The sequence below is a fragment of the Panacagrimonas sp. genome (assembly GCF_965216805.1).
GTDB lineage: Bacteria > Pseudomonadota > Gammaproteobacteria > Nevskiales > Nevskiaceae > Panacagrimonas.
On record NZ_CBDCGN010000002.1, the window covers coordinates 2,731,027 to 2,748,845 of the forward strand.

Sequence of the window (17,819 nt, forward strand, 5' to 3'; positions counted from 1 at the left end):
GGTCCGACTGTAGTGACACCTCAGGGAACCGAGAATGACAGACGACGACGCCAGGGAACATTTCGCGTCACGGCGCTCGGGCGTACTGGAACCGACCGAATCTCGGTCCCGACGGGATGTCCCGGAGACACAAGCCGAGGAACTGCGAAAGCCCGTCCGGGATTCGCCGGTTACGCCCTCAAATCCCGTTATCCAGTCGGTTGCTCAAAAGCCGCGCTACGCCCGCCGAAATCCGCTCGGGGTCTGCCCCGTCCACCGCTGGAACGCGCGCGTGAAGCTGCGTCGGTCGGAGAAGCCCAGCCGCTCGGAGATGGTTTCAATGTCCACCCCAGGGTCGGCCAGCCAGACCTTGGCCAGCTTCAGCCGCAACGCGCTCTGCAGGTCCGCGAAGCTCTGCTGCTCCATCGACAGGCGTCGTTGCAGGGTTCGCGCGTGCAGGCCCAGGTGGCGCGCCGTGTGCTCGATGCCCTGGCCCATCAATTCGGGGTGCGCCTCCATCAACTGCTCGACCCGACCCGCCATCGCCTGCGGCGCGACCCGCGTCGACAGCCGCTGCGCCACCCGTTGCTCGGCCTGCTGGTGCAAGCTGTCGAACGCCCCTTGCAGCGGCTGATCCAGCAATCGGCGGGGCATCTGCAGCTCGTTGTGCGGTCGCGAAAACGCCAGCGGCAGACGCAGAACCCGCTGCACCTCATCCGCGTAATCGGGACGGACGTGCAGAAAAGTGGCGCGCGCGAAATCGCCGCGCTCGCCCAGCAAGGCTCTTCCGAACTTGAGCACGGACACGAACGTTGCTTCCACGAACCACTGGAAACTGCGATTGGGGCGACCCTCGATCGGGTCCAGCCGCAGGCAGGCGACGTCGCCGGTCTCGTGCAGCTGCATGCGCAGATGTGGATTGAGCAGCACTCGCAGCCAGTCGAAGACCCGGGCGGACTCGCGCAGGCTGCGGCTGGTGGCCAGAAAGGTTTCCAGTTCCGGCAGATACTGGAAGGCAAAGGTCTCGCCTAGCACCAGCGGAAAATGGCGCTGACGCGAACGGGCCACGCAGGCCGTCATCAACCGCTCCATGTCGCTGCTGGAGGCCGTGGCGGTCTCCACATGCAACAGATCGGCTGCGATGCCCAGTTCATCGAGCACCGGTCCCAGGCCAAAGCCGCAAACTCCCGCCGCCTTGACCCAGTTGGGCAGGGTGATCAGCGGAATGGGCAGATCCTGGTCAGGCACGTTCACACCGACAGTGATGAAGGGGGCCGCTTGAATGCGGGTCGCATGCTGCAGACAATAAACCTGTCGTTCAATTTCCTTCCACCATGAGCGCATTGCAAACCTACTACTCGAAATTGCCGCGCATTGCGCCCTCCGCCCTGCAGCACATCCCCGGCACGGACGGCTGGCCGCTGGTCGGCAATTCGCTGGAGTTTCTGGCCAACCCCCTGCAGTACGCGCGCAACGTGCTGGAACGCTACGGACCGGTGTCGCGCGCGAACTTTCTGTTCGAGCGTCGGGTGAACCTGATCTCGGCCGAAGCCAACGAACTGGTCCTGCTGGATCGCGCGGGAAATTTTTCCGCCTATCTGGGCTGGGAGCCGGTGCTGGGCATGCTGTTCCCGCGCGGCCTCATGTTGCGCGACGCCGACGATCATCGCTATCACCGGCGTCTGATGCAGCCCGCCTTTCGCAAGGAAGCGCTGGCCGCCTACCTGGCGCGCATGACGCCGCGCATCGCCCAACGCATCGCGCAGTGGTCGGAGTCCTCGCATCTCAAGTTCTATCCCGAGGTGAAACGCCTGACTCTGGAAGTGGCGGCAGACGTCTTTCTGGACGTGCAACTGCAGTCCGAAATCGATCAGGTCAGCCGAGATTTCGTCGATCTGGTCGAGGCGTCCAACGCGCTGCTGCGGGTACCGGTGATCGGCCGCAAGTTCGAGCGCGGGCTGGCCGGACGCCGCCGGCTGGCGCAGCTGATCGCGTCGCGCATTGCGGCGCGGCGCGGCGGCCAGGGCACCGACCTGCTCAGTCAGTTGAGTCGTGCGGAGGACGAAAATGGTCAGCGCTACTCCGACACCGAGATCGTCGACCACCTGATTTTCCTGATGATGGCTGCGCACGACACCACCACCAGTGCGCTCACCACCATCGTCTATGCGCTGGCCACGCAGCCCGAATGGCAGGCGCGACTGCGCGACACCATCGTGGCCATGGGCAAACCGGCTCCGGAGTACGAGGATCTGGCCGCACTCGAAGAAATCGAATGGGTGCTGCGCGAATCTCTGCGCCTGTACCCGCCGCTGACCGTGATTCTGCGGCGCACCCTGCGCGACATCGAGTTCCAGGGCCATAGGATCCCGGCCGGCACTTCGATCAACATCTTCCCGGTCGCCACCCATCGCCTGGCGCAGTGGTGGAGCGATCCGGACCGCTTCGATCCTGAGAGATTCTCGCCGGCGCGCGCCGAACATCGGCGTCATCCGTTCGCGTGGGCGCCGTTCGGCGGCGGTGCGCACATGTGCCTGGGTCTGCATTTCGCCGAGATGCAGGTCAAAGCGGTGCTATACCCGCTACTCGCCGCCATGCGCATCTCGGTGGCGGAAAATTACGGCCCGCCGTTCAAGCTGGCCCCTATCGTGCACCCGCGCGACGGGCTGCCGGTGCGGCTGGAACGAAACTGAAGCGCGTTCCCGACCTGTGCCGGCGCGAGGCCTGACGGTCTTTTAGCCGCGGATCGACACCGATCAATACGGAAACGCGCCCGGCAGCGCCCGGGCGGGCGTCGCATGCCTGGATTCGTACCGATCCGTGAAATCCGCGGCGACAAGCTTGTCCGGCCAAGCTCGGACGAGCCCCTCGGGCCCCGTGTTGCCGAGTGCACCCGTCCGCTAGAGCATTTTCGATTTATGTACAAAGAAAACCGCTCTAGCTGTCGTCCTGAGCGAAGCCAAGGATCTATTCCCAGAGCATAAGCGCAGTTGGAAAGAAGATCCTTCGCTTCGCTCTGGATGGCAGTAGAAATATCAGCACTTAAACAAAAAACGCTCTAAATCGCGAGCAGCAGGCGCGCTGGGTCTTCCAGGCTTTCCTTGATCGTGCGCAGAAACACCACGGCTTCGCGACCGTCGATCAGGCGGTGGTCGTAGGTCAGCGCCAGATACATCATCGGTCTGATCTTCACTTCGCCGTTGACCGCGATGGGACGCTCGAAAATCCCGTGCATGCCCAGAATTGCGGCTTGGGGCGGATTGAGGATGGGGGTGGACATCATCGATCCGAACACGCCGCCGTTGGTGATCGAGAACGTGCCACCCGTCAGATCATCCATCGTCAGCTTGTTGTTGCGCGCCTTGACACCAAGATCGCCGATGGATTTTTCGATATCGCCAAAGGACAGCGTATCGGCGTCGCGCAGGATCGGCACCACCAGACCGCGCTCGGTGGAGACCGCCACACCGATGTCGTAGTAGCCGTGGTAGACGACGTCGCCACCGTCGATCGAGGCGTTGACTGCAGGAAACTTCTTCAGCCCTTCGATTGCCGCTTTCACGAAGAAGCTCATGTAACCGAGCTTGACCCCATGCGTCTTCTCGAAGCCGTCCTTGTACTTGGCGCGCAGGTCGCCGACAGCCTTGAGGTCCACTTCATTGAAGGTCGTGAGCATGGCCGCAGTGGCCTGGGCTTCCACCAGGCGCTCGGCGATGCGCGCGCGGATGCGCGTCATCGGCACCCGCTGTTCTTCGCGCGAACCGGCCATGCGGCGCGGCGCCGGCGTGGCGCTCGGCGCGGGTGCAGATGATGGCGCAGCACTGGGCGCCGCATCCTTCTGCTGGGTGGCGTGAGCCTTGACGTCTTCCACGGTCAGGCGCCCGCCCTTGCCGCTGCCGGGGATCGCGCTCGCCGTCAGATTCAACTCCGCCAGCAACTTCCGCACGGCCGGACTTTGCGCGTCATCCGCTGTCGCGGTGGCGGGCTTGCCCGCGGCCGCAGCCGCAGCCGCGGGCTCGGCCTTGGCAGCGGCGCCCTCTTCGAGGATGCCGATGATATCGCCGGCGTTGACGGTAGCCCCGGCGGCGATGCGCACTTCCTTGAGCACGCCGTCGGCGGTGGACGGCACTTCCAGCATCACCTTGTCGGTTTCCAGGTCGACCAGGTTCTGCTCGCGCTTGACGGCGTCACCGGCCTTGGCATGCCAGGTGGCGACGGTGGCGGAGGATACGGATTCGGGCAGCTGCGGGACGCGGATTTCGATGGTCATTGTTGTGAGATTCCGGTATGGATTTTTGTCAGCCGCCCTGCACAGGCTTGCCGCCGGTCAATGCTTCCCGGATCAGCTCCTCCTGTTCCTTGTGATGCACCTTAAGGTACCCCCCCGCGGTAGTGGCCATGCCCGGCCGCGTGGCGTACAGCATGCGGTGCTGCGGCTGCAGATAGATCTGCAAGCGGTGCTTGATCTGGTACCAGGCGCCTTGGTTTTCGGGCTCTTCCTGGGCCCAGACGACGTCCTTGGCCTTGGGGAACATGGCCAGCGCCGCCTCGTAATCGGCCTGCGGGAAAGGATAGAGCTGCTCGATACGCACGACGGCGACGGTGGAGAGCTTTTCCTTCGCGCGCGCCTGCACCAGGTCGAAATAGACCTTGCCGGAGCAGAACACCACGCGCTTGACCTTGTTGCGATCGAGTTTCTCGGTTTCGTGAATCAGCGGCTGGAAGCGGCCCTTGGTGAGATCGTCCAGCGACGAGGTCGACATGGGGTGACGCAGCAGCGACTTCGGCGTCATCACGATCAGCGGCATGCGCAGCGACCGCTTCATCTGCCGGCGCAACATGTGAAACATCTGCGCCGGGGTCGAAGGCACCACCACTTGCTGGTTGTTGCCCGCACACAACTGCAGCCAGCGCTCGAGGCGGCCGGAAGAATGCTCGGGGCCCTGACCTTCGTAGCCATGCGGCAGGAACACGGTCAGTCCGCACAGCCGTCCCCACTTGGCGTAACCGCTGGCGATGAACTGATCGAACACCACCTGGGCGCCGTTGGCAAAGTCGCCGAACTGCGCCTCCCAGATCACCAGGGTGTCCGGATCGGTGGTGGCGTAACCGTACTCGAAGCCAAGTACGCCTTCTTCCGACAGCAGCGTGTCGTTGACGACGAAACGGTACTTGTCGGAATCCAGATGCCGCAGCGGCGTACGTCGCTCGCCGGTGCGAAAATCGTGCACCGTGGCGTGGCGATGGAAAAAGGTACCACGCCGCGCGTCCTGGCCGGACAGGCGCACCGAGAACCCTTCGTTGACCAGCGCTGCATAGGCCATGGTCTCGGCGAAACCCCAGTCCATCGGCTGCTCGCCGGCCGCCATCTTGTTGCGGTCCTCGTAAAGCTTGACCACGCGCGGATGCAGGGTGAAGCCATCCGGCAACTTGCTCAGGCGCTCGTGCAGGGAGCGCATCAATTCGAGCTTGACCGAGGTATCGGAGGGGGTATCCCACTCGCCCTTGTTGTAGTTGGCCCAGTTCACGGTGTGCTTGTTGCCCACCAGGCCCAGCGTGGTGCGGGCAATGTTCTCGCCCTGGTCCAGTCCTGCACGGTACTGGGCGACAAGGTCCTCTGCTTCGCCCTTGGCGATGGCGCCCTCTTCTTCCAGGCGCTTGGCATACAGGGTCAGGGTCGTCGGATGCTGCTTGATCTTTTGATACATCACCGGGCTGGTCACAGCCGGTTCGTCGGCCTCGTTGTGGCCCAGACGGCGATAGCAGCAGATGTCGACGATCACGTCCTTGTGAAACTCGTTACGGAAGTCGATCGCCAGACGGGTGACGAACACCGTGGCTTCCGGATCGTCGCCATTGACGTGGAACACCGGGGCCTCGAGCATCTTGGCCAGATCGGTGCAGTAGCGCGAGGTGCGTGCCTCGCGCCCCGACGCCGCCTCGATCGGATTGGGCGTGGTGAAACCGATCTGGTTGTTGACGATGATGTGCAGAGTGCCGCCAGTCCCGTAGCCCTTGGATTCGGACAGCTGCATGGTCTCCATCACCACGCCCTGTCCGGCGAAGGCGGCATCGCCGTGGATCAGCACCGGCACCACCCGGGCGCCAGCTTCGTCGTTGCGGCGCGTCTGGCGCGCCTTGACGCTGCCCTCCACCACCGGGTTGACGATCTCCAGATGGGAGGGATTGAAGGCCAGCACCATGTGCAGGCGTTTGCCGCCGACTTCGATGTCCGCGGAAAAACCCATGTGATATTTCACGTCGCCCGAGCGCGACATCGATTCGGCGGAATACTTGCCCTCGAATTCCGCAAACAAATCCTTGGGCGATTTGCCCAGCGTGTTGATCAGCACGTTGAGACGGCCGCGATGGGCCATCCCGATCAGAATCTCCTCGACGTCGCGCTCGGCGCAGGCGCGCAACATTTCATCCAGCGCTGGGATCAGCGCATCGCCACCCTCCAGCGAGAAGCGCTTCTGACCGACGTACTTGTTGTGCAGGTAGCGTTCCAGGCCTTCGGCGGCAACCAACTGCAGCAGGGTGCTTTTCTTGCGCTCCGACGTGAGCTTGGGCTTGAAGGCGACGGTTTCCAGCCGCTTCTGGATCCAGCGCTTTTCGGTGGTTTCGGTGATGTACATGTACTCCGCACCGATGGTGTCGGTGTACACCGCCTTGAGCAGCTTGAGAATGTCGCGCAGCGGCAGACGATCGGCCGCCGCCAGCGTCCCTGTGTTGAACACCGTGTCCATGTCGGCCGCGGTGAGGCCGTGAAACGCCGGGTCGAGATCGGGAATCAGATCGGTGGGCGCAAGGCCCAGCGGATCGAGCCGCGCGACCTGATGGCCGCGCACCCGGTAGTAGTTGATCAGGCGCAGCACCGCAGCCTGCTTTTCGGCCGCGCGCGCGTCGAAGCCACCGTCGCTGATCACCACCGTACCCGGACGCTTGTCGCGGGCGATCGCCTCGAACTTGGCGACGACATCGCTGTGCGCCACTTCGCGCGGCGCGCTCTGGTCCTGGATATTGCGGAAATAGGCGCGCCAGGACGGCTCTACCGATTCCGGGTCTTCCAGGAACTGCTCGTAATAGGACTCGACGAACGCGGCGTTGTTGCCGGCGATGGAGGACGACGCGATGTAGCTCTGATACTTGCTGGCGGTCATATATCGGTTGCTGTTTGCCAGTTGGCTGTTGCCAGAACGGCGGGAAGCATGCTGCAGGTCTGGAAACCGACCACTGGAAACCGTCCTCTAGGTTCCGGTCTTGGGGAATGATTCCTGCTGCCAGGCGGACGTCAGCGTACCCAGATACTCCCGAAATTCTTCGGCCAGTTCCGGATGCTTGAGGCCGTACTCGACGTTGGCCTTGAGATAACCGAGCTTGGAGCCGCAATCGTAGCGGGTGCCCTCGAACTCGTAGGCCAGCACGGTCTGTTCCTGGATCATCGCCTGGATGGCGTCGGTGAGCTGGATCTCGCCACCCTTGCCGCGCGGCGTGCGCTCCAGCAGCTTGAAGATGCGTGGCGTCAGGATGTAGCGACCGACCACGGCGATGTTGCTGGGGGCGTCCTCCGGCTTGGGTTTCTCCACGATGGCGCGAATCTCGCCCAGACCCGGGCCCACCGGCTGCACCTCCACCACGCCGTAGCTGCTGACCTCTTCCTTGGGTACGCGCTCGCAGGCGATCACGCTGGTGCCGTATTCCTGATACACCCGCTGCATCTGCGCCAGACAAGGGCGTAGGCGGCCATCGATGAGGTCGTCGGCCAGAATCACCGAGAAGTCCTCGTCGCCCACCGCGGGCCAGGCGCAGAGCACGGCGTGGCCCAGGCCCAGCGCCTCAGCCTGGCGGATGAAGATGCAGGTGATGCCCGGCGGCAGGATCTCCTGCACGGTCTGCAGCAGTTTCTCCTTGCCCTTCTGGGCGAGCTCGGCTTCGAGTTCGTAGGCCTTGTCGAAGTGATCCATGATCGAATTCTTCGAACGGCCGGTGATGAAAATCAGCTCTTCGGCACCGGCGCTGATCGCCTCCTGCACGGCGTACTGGATCAGCGGCTTGTCGACGACAGGCAGCATTTCCTTGGCACTGGCCTTGGTCGCGGGAAGAAACCGCGTCCCCATGCCGGCCACAGGGAACACTGCTTTACGAATACGCATAGAGGGTCGTCCTGAGTTAGGGGCTTGCTTGAAGGAACGGCAAAGGACGGGACCGCCACCTGGACCTCGGCAACGCTCCTGCATTGACACCGCATAGTTTAGGCGCAGCGCAGCCGGAATGCAGCGGCGTGCAGCCCTGATGGGTGCGCCCTGCGGGCTATTTCAGAGCGCCGGTGAAATGAACTTTGTCGGCGGTGCGCGACAGCAGGGCAAAATCCGTCTGTTGCGCCGCGGCCCGATATCGCAGGGCGACCTTGCCCGGCAGCAGCAGCGGCTGGCGGAACTGCACCGCCAGATCGCGTGCCGGCCGATGGCGTACCCGCTCGATCGCCGCGGCCGCGCGCGCCACTGCCCACATGCCGTGCGCGATGGCGCGCGGAAACCCGAAGGCCTTGGCGCTCAGCGCATGCAGGTGGATCGGGTTGAAATCGCCGGCAATCGGCGCGTAGCGGCGACCGATGTCGGCCGGAGCGTCGAAGCTGAGGTAGTCGGCCAGGGTCGCCGGAGCGGCCGCCGGCTTTGGCGGCTTGGGAAGACCCTCGACCCGCATGCGGTAAAGCGGCGTCATCAGCGCGCGGTAGACGATCTCGCCCTGTACGTCGCGATACTCGGTGAGCAGATCGAACTCGTAACCCTGGTGGGTACGTCGACCCTCGACGATGCTCGCATCGACATCGAAGGTCCGATCGGCGGGCATCGGGCGCAGGCACTCGAAACGGTTGCGCAAATGCACGATGCCCATCAATGGCATCGGAAACTCCGGCTGCAGCATCAGCCACAGGTGCAGCGCCGACGCCTGTACCTGGGGAAAGGTGATCGGCAGCAGGCCGTCGTCTTCGAACCCGCAGATGGCGCGATAGGCTGCCAACCGCTGCGCATCGGCCTGCACCGCCGCGATGCGAACTGCCAGCGGCGGAATGCGGATGTTCTTGCCGGGCTTGCGCCCAAGAGTGGCGAGCGCCTTGGCATACAAGCCCAGTGCGCCGGGCATCTGCAGAAGAGTCTGGGTCATGTTGGGAGCGTGCGGTCGCGACAGCCGACGGGAATGCTCAAGGTACGACCTGGTCGATCTGCACGGCCAGCGCCGCTTCGCCCAGGGCCTCGCGCGCTACGGTCAGACTGCCTTGCAGATCGCCGCTGGCGGCCTGGGCACCGCCGGAGCGGCTGATGCGCGCCACCACCTCCCAGCGATCGAAAGCCGACAGTTCCAGGCCGGGTTGCATGGCCATGCCGTCGTGAAGTTCGATCTGCCCGGGCAGTTCCGACGCACGACCGCGATAGACCGCCAGCGGCATCGGCGGGCCGCCAGCGGCGCGTGCGAACACGAACAGCACCGCGTCTGCTGCCACCTGCGGCCGCAGCGCCGGCATCACACTCACCGCCAGGCGCAGGCGCAACGGATCACCGGCCGGCGCCGGAGCAGCCGTTGTCGCGGCCTCTGCCGCAGTCGCCGGCGGCGTATCGAGCTGGCCCAGACGCTCGTCCAGCACCCCGCGCATGTCCTCGGGCAATTCCTGTTGCGACAGGGCCACCCAATGGCGCCGGGCCACGGCGGTCTGCCCGGCCTGCTGCGCCGCCAGCCCTGCGTACCACAAGGCCTTGCCGTGGGCCGGATCGAGCGCGAGCGCGGCATCGAAGAGTTGCGCCGGCCGACCCTGCAGATTGCGGTCGCGCGCCAGCGCCAGCGCCTCGCCCTGGTTCACCAGCAGATCCGGCTCCTGCGCATCGACGATGCGGCTGCCCTCAGCGTAGGCGGCGGCGGCATCCGCATAGCGACCCATGACAAAGTAAGAGCGGCCCAACAGCACCCAGCCATCGACATCGTTGGGGTTGTCCTGCAGCCGCTGCGCCAGCGCGCCCACCATGGCGTCCACCGACTCCGCGCTCGGGACATCGGCTTGCGGTCCCTGCGCCACCTGCTGCTGGATGCGCCAGGACCCGCCCGCGAAATAACCCACGAAACCGCCGATGACGACCAGCAAGGCCAGCACCGCGCTGGCCCAGCGTGCGCGCGCACCGGAATGCGAAGCGGGATCGGCAGTGTCGGCATCGCGCAGCAAACGCACGTCCAGTTCCGACTTCAGCGCGCCTGCGGTATCGCCGTCGAGCAGCCCGGCGGCGAGGTCGGCCTCCAGCTCGGCCTGCCGCTGACGATAGGCGAGCACGTTCGCGGTGCGGCGACGCAGGCCGGCGTCGACCGCCGCGCGCCACAGCGGGCGGGTGGTCCAGGCGGCGGCGGCGGCGGCCAGCACGATCATCAAGGCCAGCAGCATCAGCGATCCTCGTTTCGCAGCAGACGCTGCAACTGCTCGGGGTCGGCGGCGGCCGGCGCAGGCATCCGGCTGCGACGGCGCGCGAACCGCACCGCAACGCCCAGCGCCAGCGCCAGCAGCACGAAAGGCCCGGCCCATAGCAGTACGGTACGGCCGCTCATCGGCGGTTTGTACAGCACAAAATCGCCGTAGCGATCGGTGACGTAACGACGGATTTCGTCATCCGACTCGCCACCGACGATGCGCTGGTGGACCTGATTGCGCAGATCGGTGGCCAGTTCGGCGTTGGAATCGGCGATGGTCTGGTTCTGGCACACCAGACAGCGGAACTCGTGAATCAGGCTGCGGTAACGGGCTTCCTGTGCGGCCGTCAGCGGCGCCTCCTGCGGCGTCAGCGCCCAGGCGGCGGAACCGACCGCCAGGCTCAGCAGCACGCCCATCCACAGGCGCCTCACGGCGCGCTCCTCACCTGCAATAGTGGCGCGATCGAGTCCTGCCAGGCCTGCACGGTCATGGGGCCTATCTGTTTGTAGAGGATGGTGCCGTCGGCGCCCAGCACATAGGTTTCCGGCACACCGTAGACACCCCAGTCCAGTCCGACCTGGCCGTCGCGATCCTTGGCGACGCTGCGATAAGGGTTGCCATGACGACGCAACCACTGCTGCGTCGCCTGCGGCTCATCCTTGTAGGCCAGTCCGACCAGTTCCACCCCCTGCTCGCGCGCCAGCTTCATCAACAGCGGGTGCTCGACCTGGCAGCCGGCGCACCAGCTGGCGAAGAAATTCACCAGCACCGTGCGACCGGCCAGCGTCTGCGGGGTCAGGGTAACGGTGTCGTCGTCGAGCAGCGGCAGCGCGAACTCGGGCACCGGCTTGCCGATCAACGGACTCGGAACCATGCTGGGGTCCTGGCGCAGGCCGATGCCGAGCAATACCAGCAGGCCCAGCAACAGCGCCACCGGTAGGGCGTAGCGCATCAGGCCACCGCCGCAGCCGGTGGCAGGTCAGCGGCGGTGCGCCGCTGCTCCAACCGGTAGCGCCGGTCGCTCGCCGCCAGAATGCCGCCGAAGAACATGAGCACCCCACCCAGCCATACCAGGCGCATCATCGGCTTGTAGTACAGGCGCAGCGCCCAGTCGCCGTTGACGTCGTTCTTGTCGATGGGCTCGCCCATGGCCACGTACAGATCGCGCAGCAGGTTGGCGTCCACCGCCGCTTCGGTCATCACACTACCCTGCGAGGGGTAGAGCCGCTTCTCGGGACTCAGCCGGGCGATCTCTCGACCGCTGCGCAACACCGCCACGGCGGCGGTATCCGACTGGTAATTGGCGCCGTCGACATGGGTGACGCCATCGAAACGGAACTCGTAGCGCCCGATCGACGCGCTCTGTCCGGGTCCCAGGCGCACGTCGGTTTCGACGCTGAAGGTCGACGTGAAAGCCACGCCCAGCGTCCACAGCCCCAAGCCGAAGTGCGCCATGGTCATGCCCCAGGCCCCGCGCGGCACCGAGCGCAAGCCCTGCATCAGCGAGTTGCGGGCTCGCGCGCGGCGCCAGACTTCCTGTACCGACGTGGTCAGCACCCAGATCGCCAGCACGCCGCCGGCCGCAGCGCCCCAGGACCATTCGCGCTGAGTGATCCAGGGCAGCGCCAGCCCCAGCGCCAGCGCCGCGATCGCCCAGGGGCGCAGCGGACGCAGGGCCGGTCCCAGCCGCGCACGCTTCCAAGACACCACGCCGGCCATGCCGACGAGCACCGCCAGTGGCGCCATCAGCGGCAGGAACACCGCATTGAAATACGGCGGGCCCACCGACATCTTGTAGCCGAAGACCTGCGCCGCCAGCGGGTACAAGGTGCCCACCAGCACCGCCGCCGCAGCCACCACCAGAAACACGTTATTGAGCAGCAGCAGGCCTTCGCGCGAGGCCAGCTCCATCTGGCCCTGCTGTACCAGCCGCGGCGCGCGAATGGCGTACAGGACCAGACTGCCGCCCACCACCACCGCCAGGAACATCAGGATGTAGACACCGCGCGCCGGATCGGTGGCAAACGCGTGTACCGATACCAGCACACCGGAGCGCACCAGGAATGTGCCCAGCAGCGACAGCGAGAACACCAGGATCGACAGCAGCAGCGTCCACGACTGCAGCAACCCGCGCTTCTCGGTCACCGCCAGGGAATGGATCAATGCCGTGCCCACCAGCCACGGCATGAAGGAAGCGTTCTCCACCGGGTCCCAGAACCACCAACCGCCCCAGCCCAACTCGTTGTAGGCCCACCACGACCCCAGGGTGATCCCCATGGTCAGGAACAGCCAGGCGGTGGTGGTCCAGGGCCGCGCCCAGCGCGCCCAGGCGGCGTCCAGGCGCCCGGTCACCAGCGCCGCAATGGCAAAGGCAAAGGCCACCGAGAATCCGACGTAACCCATATAGAGCATGGGTGGATGGATGATCAGGCCGGGATCCTGCAGTAGCGGGTTGAGGTCGCGCCCTTCCGCCGGCACCGGAAACACGCGGTCGAACGGATTGGACGTGAGCAGCATGAACAGCAGGAATCCCACTCCCACCGCACCCAGGGTGGCCAGCACCAGGCTGGAAACCTCGGACGGCAGCCGCCGGTTGAACACCGACACCGCGGCGCCCCAGCCGGCCAGCATCAGCATCCACAACAGCAGCGAACCTTCGTGCGCCCCCCACACCGCCGACAGCCGATACATCAGCGGCAGTTCGCTGTGCGAGTTCGACGCCACGTAGGCCACCGAAAAATCGTTGACCCAGAACGCCTGGCTCAGACACAGATAGGACACCACCACCAGCCCGAACTGCGCCTGCGCTGCACTCGCACCCAAGCCCATCCAACGGGCATCGCCGCGCGCATACCCGACCACCGGAACGAAGGTCTGCGCCAGTGCCACCGCCAGCGCCAGCCACAGCGCGTAGTGCCCGTACTCGGCGATCATGACTGCGCCGCAGCCTGCGGTTGGGACGCGGGCCTAACCGCTCCCCTCACCCCACCGTCCGCTCTGCGGACCTCGGCGCCTTCGGAGCCTTCAACCCCCTCTCCCTGCTGCGCAGGGCGAGGGGCGTCCGCCGCAGCCTGCGGCTGCGATGCGGATTTGAACGGCGCGCAGGAATGACCATCGGCGGTCTGCAGGCTGGCCGCCAGCTCGGGCGGCATGTAGTTCTCGTCGTGCTTGGCCAATACCTCGTCGGCGATGAAGCGGCCGTTCTCGACCCGGCCGGTGGCGACGATCCCCTGCCCCTCGCGGAACAGGTCGGGCAGGATGCCCTCGTAATCGACCGGCACATTGCGGCTGCAATCGGCCAGCGAAAAACTCACCTTCAAGCCTTCGCCGCGGGCCACGCTCCCCGCCTCCACCAGCCCGCCCAGGCGCAGCTTGGCGTTGGGCGGCACCTTGCCTTCGGCAATGTCGGTGGGGGTCTGGAAGTACATCAGGTTCTTGCTGAAGGCGGTGAAACCCAGCGCCGCGGCCGCGGCCACGCCCAGCACCAGCCCGGTAACGGCGAGCATACGTCCCTGTCGGCGTGTCATGCCGCGTCCTCCGTGTGGTCTTCTTCACTGTCCGGCTCTTCCCGCAGCAGCTCGCGACGCTGTGCGGCCGGAGCCCACAGATTCCACGCCAATACCGCCAGCGTGCAGCCTATGCTGCCCCAGACGTAAAGCTCGTAGCCGCCCATATCGAACCAATCGTTCATCGTTTCTCAGAGTACCGTCGCCAGACCGGCCCGCCCCGCCTCCCGGCCGGATCGAACGCCATTCTGAACGCGGCGAAGTATCTTCGTTCCGGCGGCGTGCGGGCGCGCCGGGCAGATCGCTCGCCGCGGCTCAGGCCCGCCCCGCACCTGCCGAGGGGCTGACCGCTCTGCCCGCCATCAGTTCGCGTACCCAGGTGCTGCGACGCTCGCGTCGCAGCAATTCGTTCTGCAGGCGGCGGATCGCCACATAACCGGCGAACAGATATGCACCCAGCAGCGACGCATACAGCGGCCAGCCCATCTCGGGGGTGATGTTGGGCTTGCCGAACTGCAGGATGGTCGAGCCCTGGTGCAGGCTGTTCCACCAGTCCACCGAATACTTGACGATGGGCACATTGACGGCGCCAACAATCGCCAGCAGCGCGCAGGCACGGGCCGCGGCACGCCGATCGGCGAAGGCGCTGTCCAGCCCGATCACGCCCAAGTACAGAAACAGGAGCACCAGCTCCGAGGTCAGGCGCGCATCCCACACCCAGTAGGTGCCCCACATCGGCTTGCCCCACAGCATGCCGGTGACCAGCGCCAGCGCAGTGAAGCTCGCGCCCACCGGCGCCAGGGCGACGATGGCGCACTCCGCCAGCTTGATCCGCCAGATCAGCGCAACCACCCCGGCGACCGCCATGCCCGTGTACAGCGACAGCGACAGCGCCGCCGCCGGCACGTGGACATAGATGATGCGGAACGCATCGCCCTGCTGATAGTCCGGCGGCGCCAGCCACAGGCCCGCGAACAGCCCGTAGCCCAGCAACACCGCCGCCAGCGCGCCCAGCCAGGGCGCCAGACGCTGACCCAGCGCATAAAAGCTGGGCGGCGAGGCCAGTCGGTGAAACCAGGTCCACATCATCGTCAGTCGAAGGCGTTTCTCAGGGCTGCCGCGGTCGCCCAGGGCAGCAAAGTCGTGGTCAGCACCAGCAGCGCAGCGACAAAGTATATCGGTCCCCAGGGGTCCAGCCCCGCCTGCGCCGCCCTGGCCGCGCCGCTGCCGAAGATCACTACCGGCGCCATCAGGGGCAGCACCAGCACCGGCAACAACAACCCCGCCCGTGGCAGCGCCACCGTCAGCGCCGCAGCAAAACCGCCGATCAGGCTCAACACCGGCGTACCGAGCAGCAGGCTCAAGGACAGCACGCCCAAGGGTATACCGACAGGGAAGCCGAGCTGCAACGACAGCGGTACCGCCAGCAGCACCAGCGGCAGTCCCGTCAGCAGCCAATGGGCGAGCAGCTTGCCGCAGACCATCCACACCGGCGACGACGGCGCCACGAAATTCTGCTCCAGCCAGCCGTCTTCGAGGTCGATCCGGAACAACCGATCCAGTGTGAGCAGTGCAGCCAGAAGACCGCCCACCCACATCACCGAAGGTGCCAGTTCCGCCAGGCGCGGATCGCCGGGGCGCCCCCCCAGGGCAAACAGCGTCACCACGATGCTGAAGAACAGTGGCGGCAGTACGAAAGATGCCTTGTGGCGCCAGGCAATGCGCAGCTCGCGCTTCAGGGTGGCGAACAGGCGATTCATGGTGCGACCCGCATCTTCGCCGTGGCGCACCCAGGCGGCCGGCTCCGGGCGCGGGGCCTGGCACCGAGCTCGCTCATCGCAGCTCCATCACCCGCAAGCGCGGCAAGCGACCCGGCAGCTTCTGATGACTGGTGATCATCACCGCACCGTCCGCGGCCACGTGTTCGTCGAGCACCTCGCCGAACCATCTCACGCCTTCGGCATCGAGCCCGCTGAGCGGCTCGTCCAGCAACCACAGCGGACGCGCATCGATCAGCAGGCGCGCCAGTGCCGCACGCCGCCTCTGACCGGCCGACAGCGTCCGCACCGGGCGATGCTGCAGCCGGTTGAGCCCCAGGCGCTCCAGCGCCGGTTGGAGGTGGGTGCTGGACAGACGCTGCAGTCCGCACCAATCCAGCAGATTTTCCCGCACGCTGAGGTCGGCGTTGAGGCCGTTACGGTGTCCGATCCAGTGCAGCGACGACGGCGGCGGCGCCTGCACTTCGCCGGCCAGCGGCGGGCGCAGACCCACCAGCACTTCGATCAGCGAGGATTTGCCGGCGCCATTGCGGCCGCGCACGTGCAACACGTCGCCCGGCTCGATGACGAAATAGAGCCCGCCGAGCAACTGGCGGTCCCCGCGTCCCACCGCCAGGCCCGATGCCGTCAGCAGTGCCATCGACCCGTGGTGCCCGAAGCCGGACTCGAACCGGCACGACTGTGAAGTCGGGGGATTTTAAGCCAGAGCATGTGTTCTGTACCGGATAATGCTGGGCTTGGATGGAGCTTGCTATGGCGGGTTTTCCTTCTGCGCCAAGCCTCAGATCATATCCCGGTGCGCGACACAAACCGCCCCGGTTCTCCTTCGCTTGGCTCTTGGCCGGCTCCTGGAAATCGGAGCTTTTCAGGAGCACATCATGGCGAAGATCAAACTTACCAAGACCGCGGTTGACGCTGCACAACCAAAGACCTGCGACGTGGAACTCCGGGATACGATCGTTCCCGGCTTCATGTGCAAGGTTACACCAGCCGGCCGCAAGGTATTCATGCTTCAGTACCGCACGAATTCCGGCGTGCGTCGCAAGCCGGCGCTCGGCCAGTTCGGCGAGCTGACCGTCGAACAGGCGCGATCCCTGGCACAGGACTGGCTGGCCGAAGTCCGGCGCGGCGGCGACCCCGGACACGATAAAGCCGAGGCCCGCAAGGCGCCGACGGTCAAGGAGTTGTGCGGCCGGTTCATGGAAGACCACTCCAAGCCGCACAACAAGCCGAGCACGCAGGACAGCTACCAGTACCAGATCGACAGCTTCATCATCCCGGCCTTCGGCAGCAAGAAGGTTCATGAGGTCACGCGCCACGACATCACCGCGCTGATGAAGCGCATGGAGAAGTCACCCACGCAGGCCAATCGTGTGCTGGCGCTTGTCCGCAAGATGTTCAACCTGGCCGAGCTGTGGGGGTATCGGCCTGACGGCTCGAATCCCTGCCGTCACGTCCCCAAGTACCCGGAGAAAGGCTCGACCCGCCTCATTACTGACGAGCAAATGGTCAAGCTGTTCGCCTACCTGGACAAGGCCGAGACCGAGGCACTGGAGCATCCGATCCACCTGCTTGCGGTTCGGCTGCAATTCGAGTTTGCGGCGCGTATGTCGGAGGTCCTGCTGTTGCAGTGGGATTGGCTCGACCTGCCCAACAGCCGGGTCGTCTGGCCGGACAGCAAGACCGGCGATATGTCGAAGCCGTTGAGCGAGGAAGCCCGTCGGTTGCTGACGAACTCGCCGCGCTACGGGAAGTCGCCCTATGTCTGCCCGGCCATCTTCGACCATGACAAGCCGCTCAGCCCCGGCTCGTACTACCACGCATGGCGGCGCATCCTCGATCGCGCCGGGGTGCCGAAGGTCGGCACCCACGGCATCCGCCACCGCTCGGCAACCGATATTGCCAATTCGGGCATCCCGGTCAAGGTCGGCATGGCGCTAACCGCGCACAAGACAGTGGCGATGTTCATGCGCTACGTCCACATCGAGGACGATCCGGTGCGCAAGGCCGCCGAACTGGTGGCGAACCGCCGCAGGTCTGTTGTCGGTGCGCGCCGGGAACCGGAGCAGGTGGCCGCGTGACCGCCGGCCAGTATCCTGCCCT

General features: G+C 65.6%; 16 protein-coding genes. 2 read left to right on the forward strand and 14 right to left on the reverse strand.

From position 1 onward, the window contains the following. Nucleotides 1-216: 216 nt before the first annotated feature. Nucleotides 217-1,233: an AraC family transcriptional regulator ligand-binding domain-containing protein gene (locus ACOOHP_RS12925; RefSeq protein ID WP_420466830.1), complete on the reverse strand. Its 1,017-nt coding sequence runs from the start codon at nucleotides 1,231-1,233 to the stop codon at nucleotides 217-219. An 80-nt stretch (nucleotides 1,234-1,313) separates the two neighbouring features. On the opposite strand from ACOOHP_RS12925, the gene ACOOHP_RS12930 reads away from it, so the two are divergent. Next, nucleotides 1,314-2,672: a cytochrome P450 gene (locus tag ACOOHP_RS12930; protein WP_420466831.1), complete on the forward strand. Its 1,359-nt coding sequence runs from the start codon at nucleotides 1,314-1,316 to the stop codon at nucleotides 2,670-2,672. A gap of 365 nt (nucleotides 2,673-3,037) precedes the next feature. Here the strand turns inward: ACOOHP_RS12930 and odhB are convergent, their stop codons facing one another. The 13 genes from odhB to ccmA all read right to left on the reverse strand — a co-directional run bounded on the left by odhB (nucleotide 3,038) and on the right by ccmA (nucleotide 16,356). Beyond that, complete coding sequence (odhB, locus tag ACOOHP_RS12935) at nucleotides 3,038-4,249, reverse strand: 2-oxoglutarate dehydrogenase complex dihydrolipoyllysine-residue succinyltransferase (RefSeq protein ID WP_420466832.1); 1,212 nt, start codon at nucleotides 4,247-4,249, stop codon at nucleotides 3,038-3,040. Between the two features lie 28 nt (nucleotides 4,250-4,277). Beyond that, a complete protein-coding gene (locus tag ACOOHP_RS12940) occupies nucleotides 4,278-7,142 on the reverse strand; it encodes a 2-oxoglutarate dehydrogenase E1 component (protein WP_420466833.1) in 2,865 nt (954 codons plus the stop codon). Nucleotides 7,143-7,229: 87 nt separating this feature from the next. Next, nucleotides 7,230-8,135, reverse strand: a complete 906-nt coding sequence (galU, locus tag ACOOHP_RS12945; protein ID WP_420466834.1) for a UTP--glucose-1-phosphate uridylyltransferase GalU — start codon at nucleotides 8,133-8,135, stop codon at nucleotides 7,230-7,232. Between the two features lie 157 nt (nucleotides 8,136-8,292). Next, a complete protein-coding gene (locus ACOOHP_RS12950; protein WP_420466835.1) occupies nucleotides 8,293-9,147 on the reverse strand; it encodes a MaoC/PaaZ C-terminal domain-containing protein in 855 nt (284 codons plus the stop codon). A gap of 37 nt (nucleotides 9,148-9,184) precedes the next feature. Next, nucleotides 9,185-10,408, reverse strand: coding sequence for a c-type cytochrome biogenesis protein CcmI (ccmI, locus tag ACOOHP_RS12955; protein WP_420466836.1), 1,224 nt, complete (start codon nucleotides 10,406-10,408; stop codon nucleotides 9,185-9,187). After that, nucleotides 10,408-10,863 carry a cytochrome c-type biogenesis protein gene (locus tag ACOOHP_RS12960; protein ID WP_420466837.1) on the reverse strand — a complete coding sequence of 152 codons (456 nt, stop codon included), beginning with the start codon at nucleotides 10,861-10,863 and terminating at the stop codon, nucleotides 10,408-10,410. The genes ccmI and ACOOHP_RS12960 overlap by 1 nt, the downstream gene beginning before the upstream one ends. Then, nucleotides 10,860-11,384 (reverse strand): DsbE family thiol:disulfide interchange protein, encoded by a 525-nt coding sequence (locus ACOOHP_RS12965; protein ID WP_420466838.1) that lies wholly within the window; start codon nucleotides 11,382-11,384, stop codon nucleotides 10,860-10,862. The genes ACOOHP_RS12960 and ACOOHP_RS12965 overlap by 4 nt, the downstream gene beginning before the upstream one ends. After that, a complete protein-coding gene (locus ACOOHP_RS12970; RefSeq protein WP_420466839.1) occupies nucleotides 11,384-13,366 on the reverse strand; it encodes a heme lyase CcmF/NrfE family subunit in 1,983 nt (660 codons plus the stop codon). Before ACOOHP_RS12970 ends, ACOOHP_RS12965 begins: the two co-directional genes overlap by 1 nt. Continuing rightward, a complete protein-coding gene (ccmE, locus tag ACOOHP_RS12975) occupies nucleotides 13,363-13,959 on the reverse strand; it encodes a cytochrome c maturation protein CcmE (protein ID WP_420466840.1) in 597 nt (198 codons plus the stop codon). The genes ACOOHP_RS12970 and ccmE overlap by 4 nt, the downstream gene beginning before the upstream one ends. Next, a complete protein-coding gene (gene ccmD / locus ACOOHP_RS12980) occupies nucleotides 13,956-14,123 on the reverse strand; it encodes a heme exporter protein CcmD (protein ID WP_420466841.1) in 168 nt (55 codons plus the stop codon). Before ccmD ends, ccmE begins: the two co-directional genes overlap by 4 nt. Nucleotides 14,124-14,253: 130 nt before the next feature. After that, complete coding sequence (gene ccmC, locus ACOOHP_RS12985) at nucleotides 14,254-15,027, reverse strand: heme ABC transporter permease CcmC (protein ID WP_420466842.1); 774 nt, start codon at nucleotides 15,025-15,027, stop codon at nucleotides 14,254-14,256. A 2-nt stretch (nucleotides 15,028-15,029) separates the two neighbouring features. Next, nucleotides 15,030-15,698 (reverse strand): heme exporter protein CcmB, encoded by a 669-nt coding sequence (gene ccmB, locus ACOOHP_RS12990; protein WP_420466843.1) that lies wholly within the window; start codon nucleotides 15,696-15,698, stop codon nucleotides 15,030-15,032. 73 nt (nucleotides 15,699-15,771) lie between these two features. After that, nucleotides 15,772-16,356, reverse strand: a complete 585-nt coding sequence (gene ccmA, locus ACOOHP_RS12995) for a heme ABC exporter ATP-binding protein CcmA (RefSeq protein ID WP_420466844.1) — start codon at nucleotides 16,354-16,356, stop codon at nucleotides 15,772-15,774. A gap of 238 nt (nucleotides 16,357-16,594) precedes the next feature. Between ccmA and ACOOHP_RS13000 the strand changes: the two genes are divergently transcribed. Then, complete coding sequence (locus ACOOHP_RS13000) at nucleotides 16,595-17,797, forward strand: tyrosine-type recombinase/integrase (protein WP_420466845.1); 1,203 nt, start codon at nucleotides 16,595-16,597, stop codon at nucleotides 17,795-17,797. The last annotated feature ends 22 nt before the right edge of the window (nucleotides 17,798-17,819 follow it).

What these genes read in the sequence shown, in the direction of transcription:
- ccmE (WP_420466840.1), bottom strand. Translation starts at nt 13,959, where the DNA reads ATGACACGCCGACAGGGACGTATGCTCGCCGTTACCGGGCTGGTGCTG.
- odhB (WP_420466832.1), bottom strand. Translation starts at nt 4,249, where the DNA reads ATGACCATCGAAATCCGCGTCCCGCAGCTGCCCGAATCCGTATCCTCC.
- ccmA (WP_420466844.1), bottom strand. Translation starts at nt 16,356, where the DNA reads ATGGCACTGCTGACGGCATCGGGCCTGGCGGTGGGACGCGGGGACCGC.
- ccmC (WP_420466842.1), bottom strand. Translation starts at nt 15,027, where the DNA reads ATGATGTGGACCTGGTTTCACCGACTGGCCTCGCCGCCCAGCTTTTAT.
- ACOOHP_RS12950 (WP_420466835.1), bottom strand. Translation starts at nt 9,147, where the DNA reads ATGACCCAGACTCTTCTGCAGATGCCCGGCGCACTGGGCTTGTATGCC.
- ccmB (WP_420466843.1), bottom strand. Translation starts at nt 15,698, where the DNA reads ATGAATCGCCTGTTCGCCACCCTGAAGCGCGAGCTGCGCATTGCCTGG.
- ccmD (WP_420466841.1), bottom strand. Translation starts at nt 14,123, where the DNA reads ATGAACGATTGGTTCGATATGGGCGGCTACGAGCTTTACGTCTGGGGC.
- ACOOHP_RS12930 (WP_420466831.1), top strand. Translation starts at nt 1,314, where the DNA reads ATGAGCGCATTGCAAACCTACTACTCGAAATTGCCGCGCATTGCGCCC.
- ACOOHP_RS13000 (WP_420466845.1), top strand. Translation starts at nt 16,595, where the DNA reads ATGGCGAAGATCAAACTTACCAAGACCGCGGTTGACGCTGCACAACCA.
- ACOOHP_RS12970 (WP_420466839.1), bottom strand. Translation starts at nt 13,366, where the DNA reads ATGATCGCCGAGTACGGGCACTACGCGCTGTGGCTGGCGCTGGCGGTG.
- ACOOHP_RS12965 (WP_420466838.1), bottom strand. Translation starts at nt 11,384, where the DNA reads ATGCGCTACGCCCTACCGGTGGCGCTGTTGCTGGGCCTGCTGGTATTG.
- galU (WP_420466834.1), bottom strand. Translation starts at nt 8,135, where the DNA reads ATGCGTATTCGTAAAGCAGTGTTCCCTGTGGCCGGCATGGGGACGCGG.
- ACOOHP_RS12940 (WP_420466833.1), bottom strand. Translation starts at nt 7,142, where the DNA reads ATGACCGCCAGCAAGTATCAGAGCTACATCGCGTCGTCCTCCATCGCC.
- ccmI (WP_420466836.1), bottom strand. Translation starts at nt 10,408, where the DNA reads ATGCTGCTGGCCTTGATGATCGTGCTGGCCGCCGCCGCCGCCGCCTGG.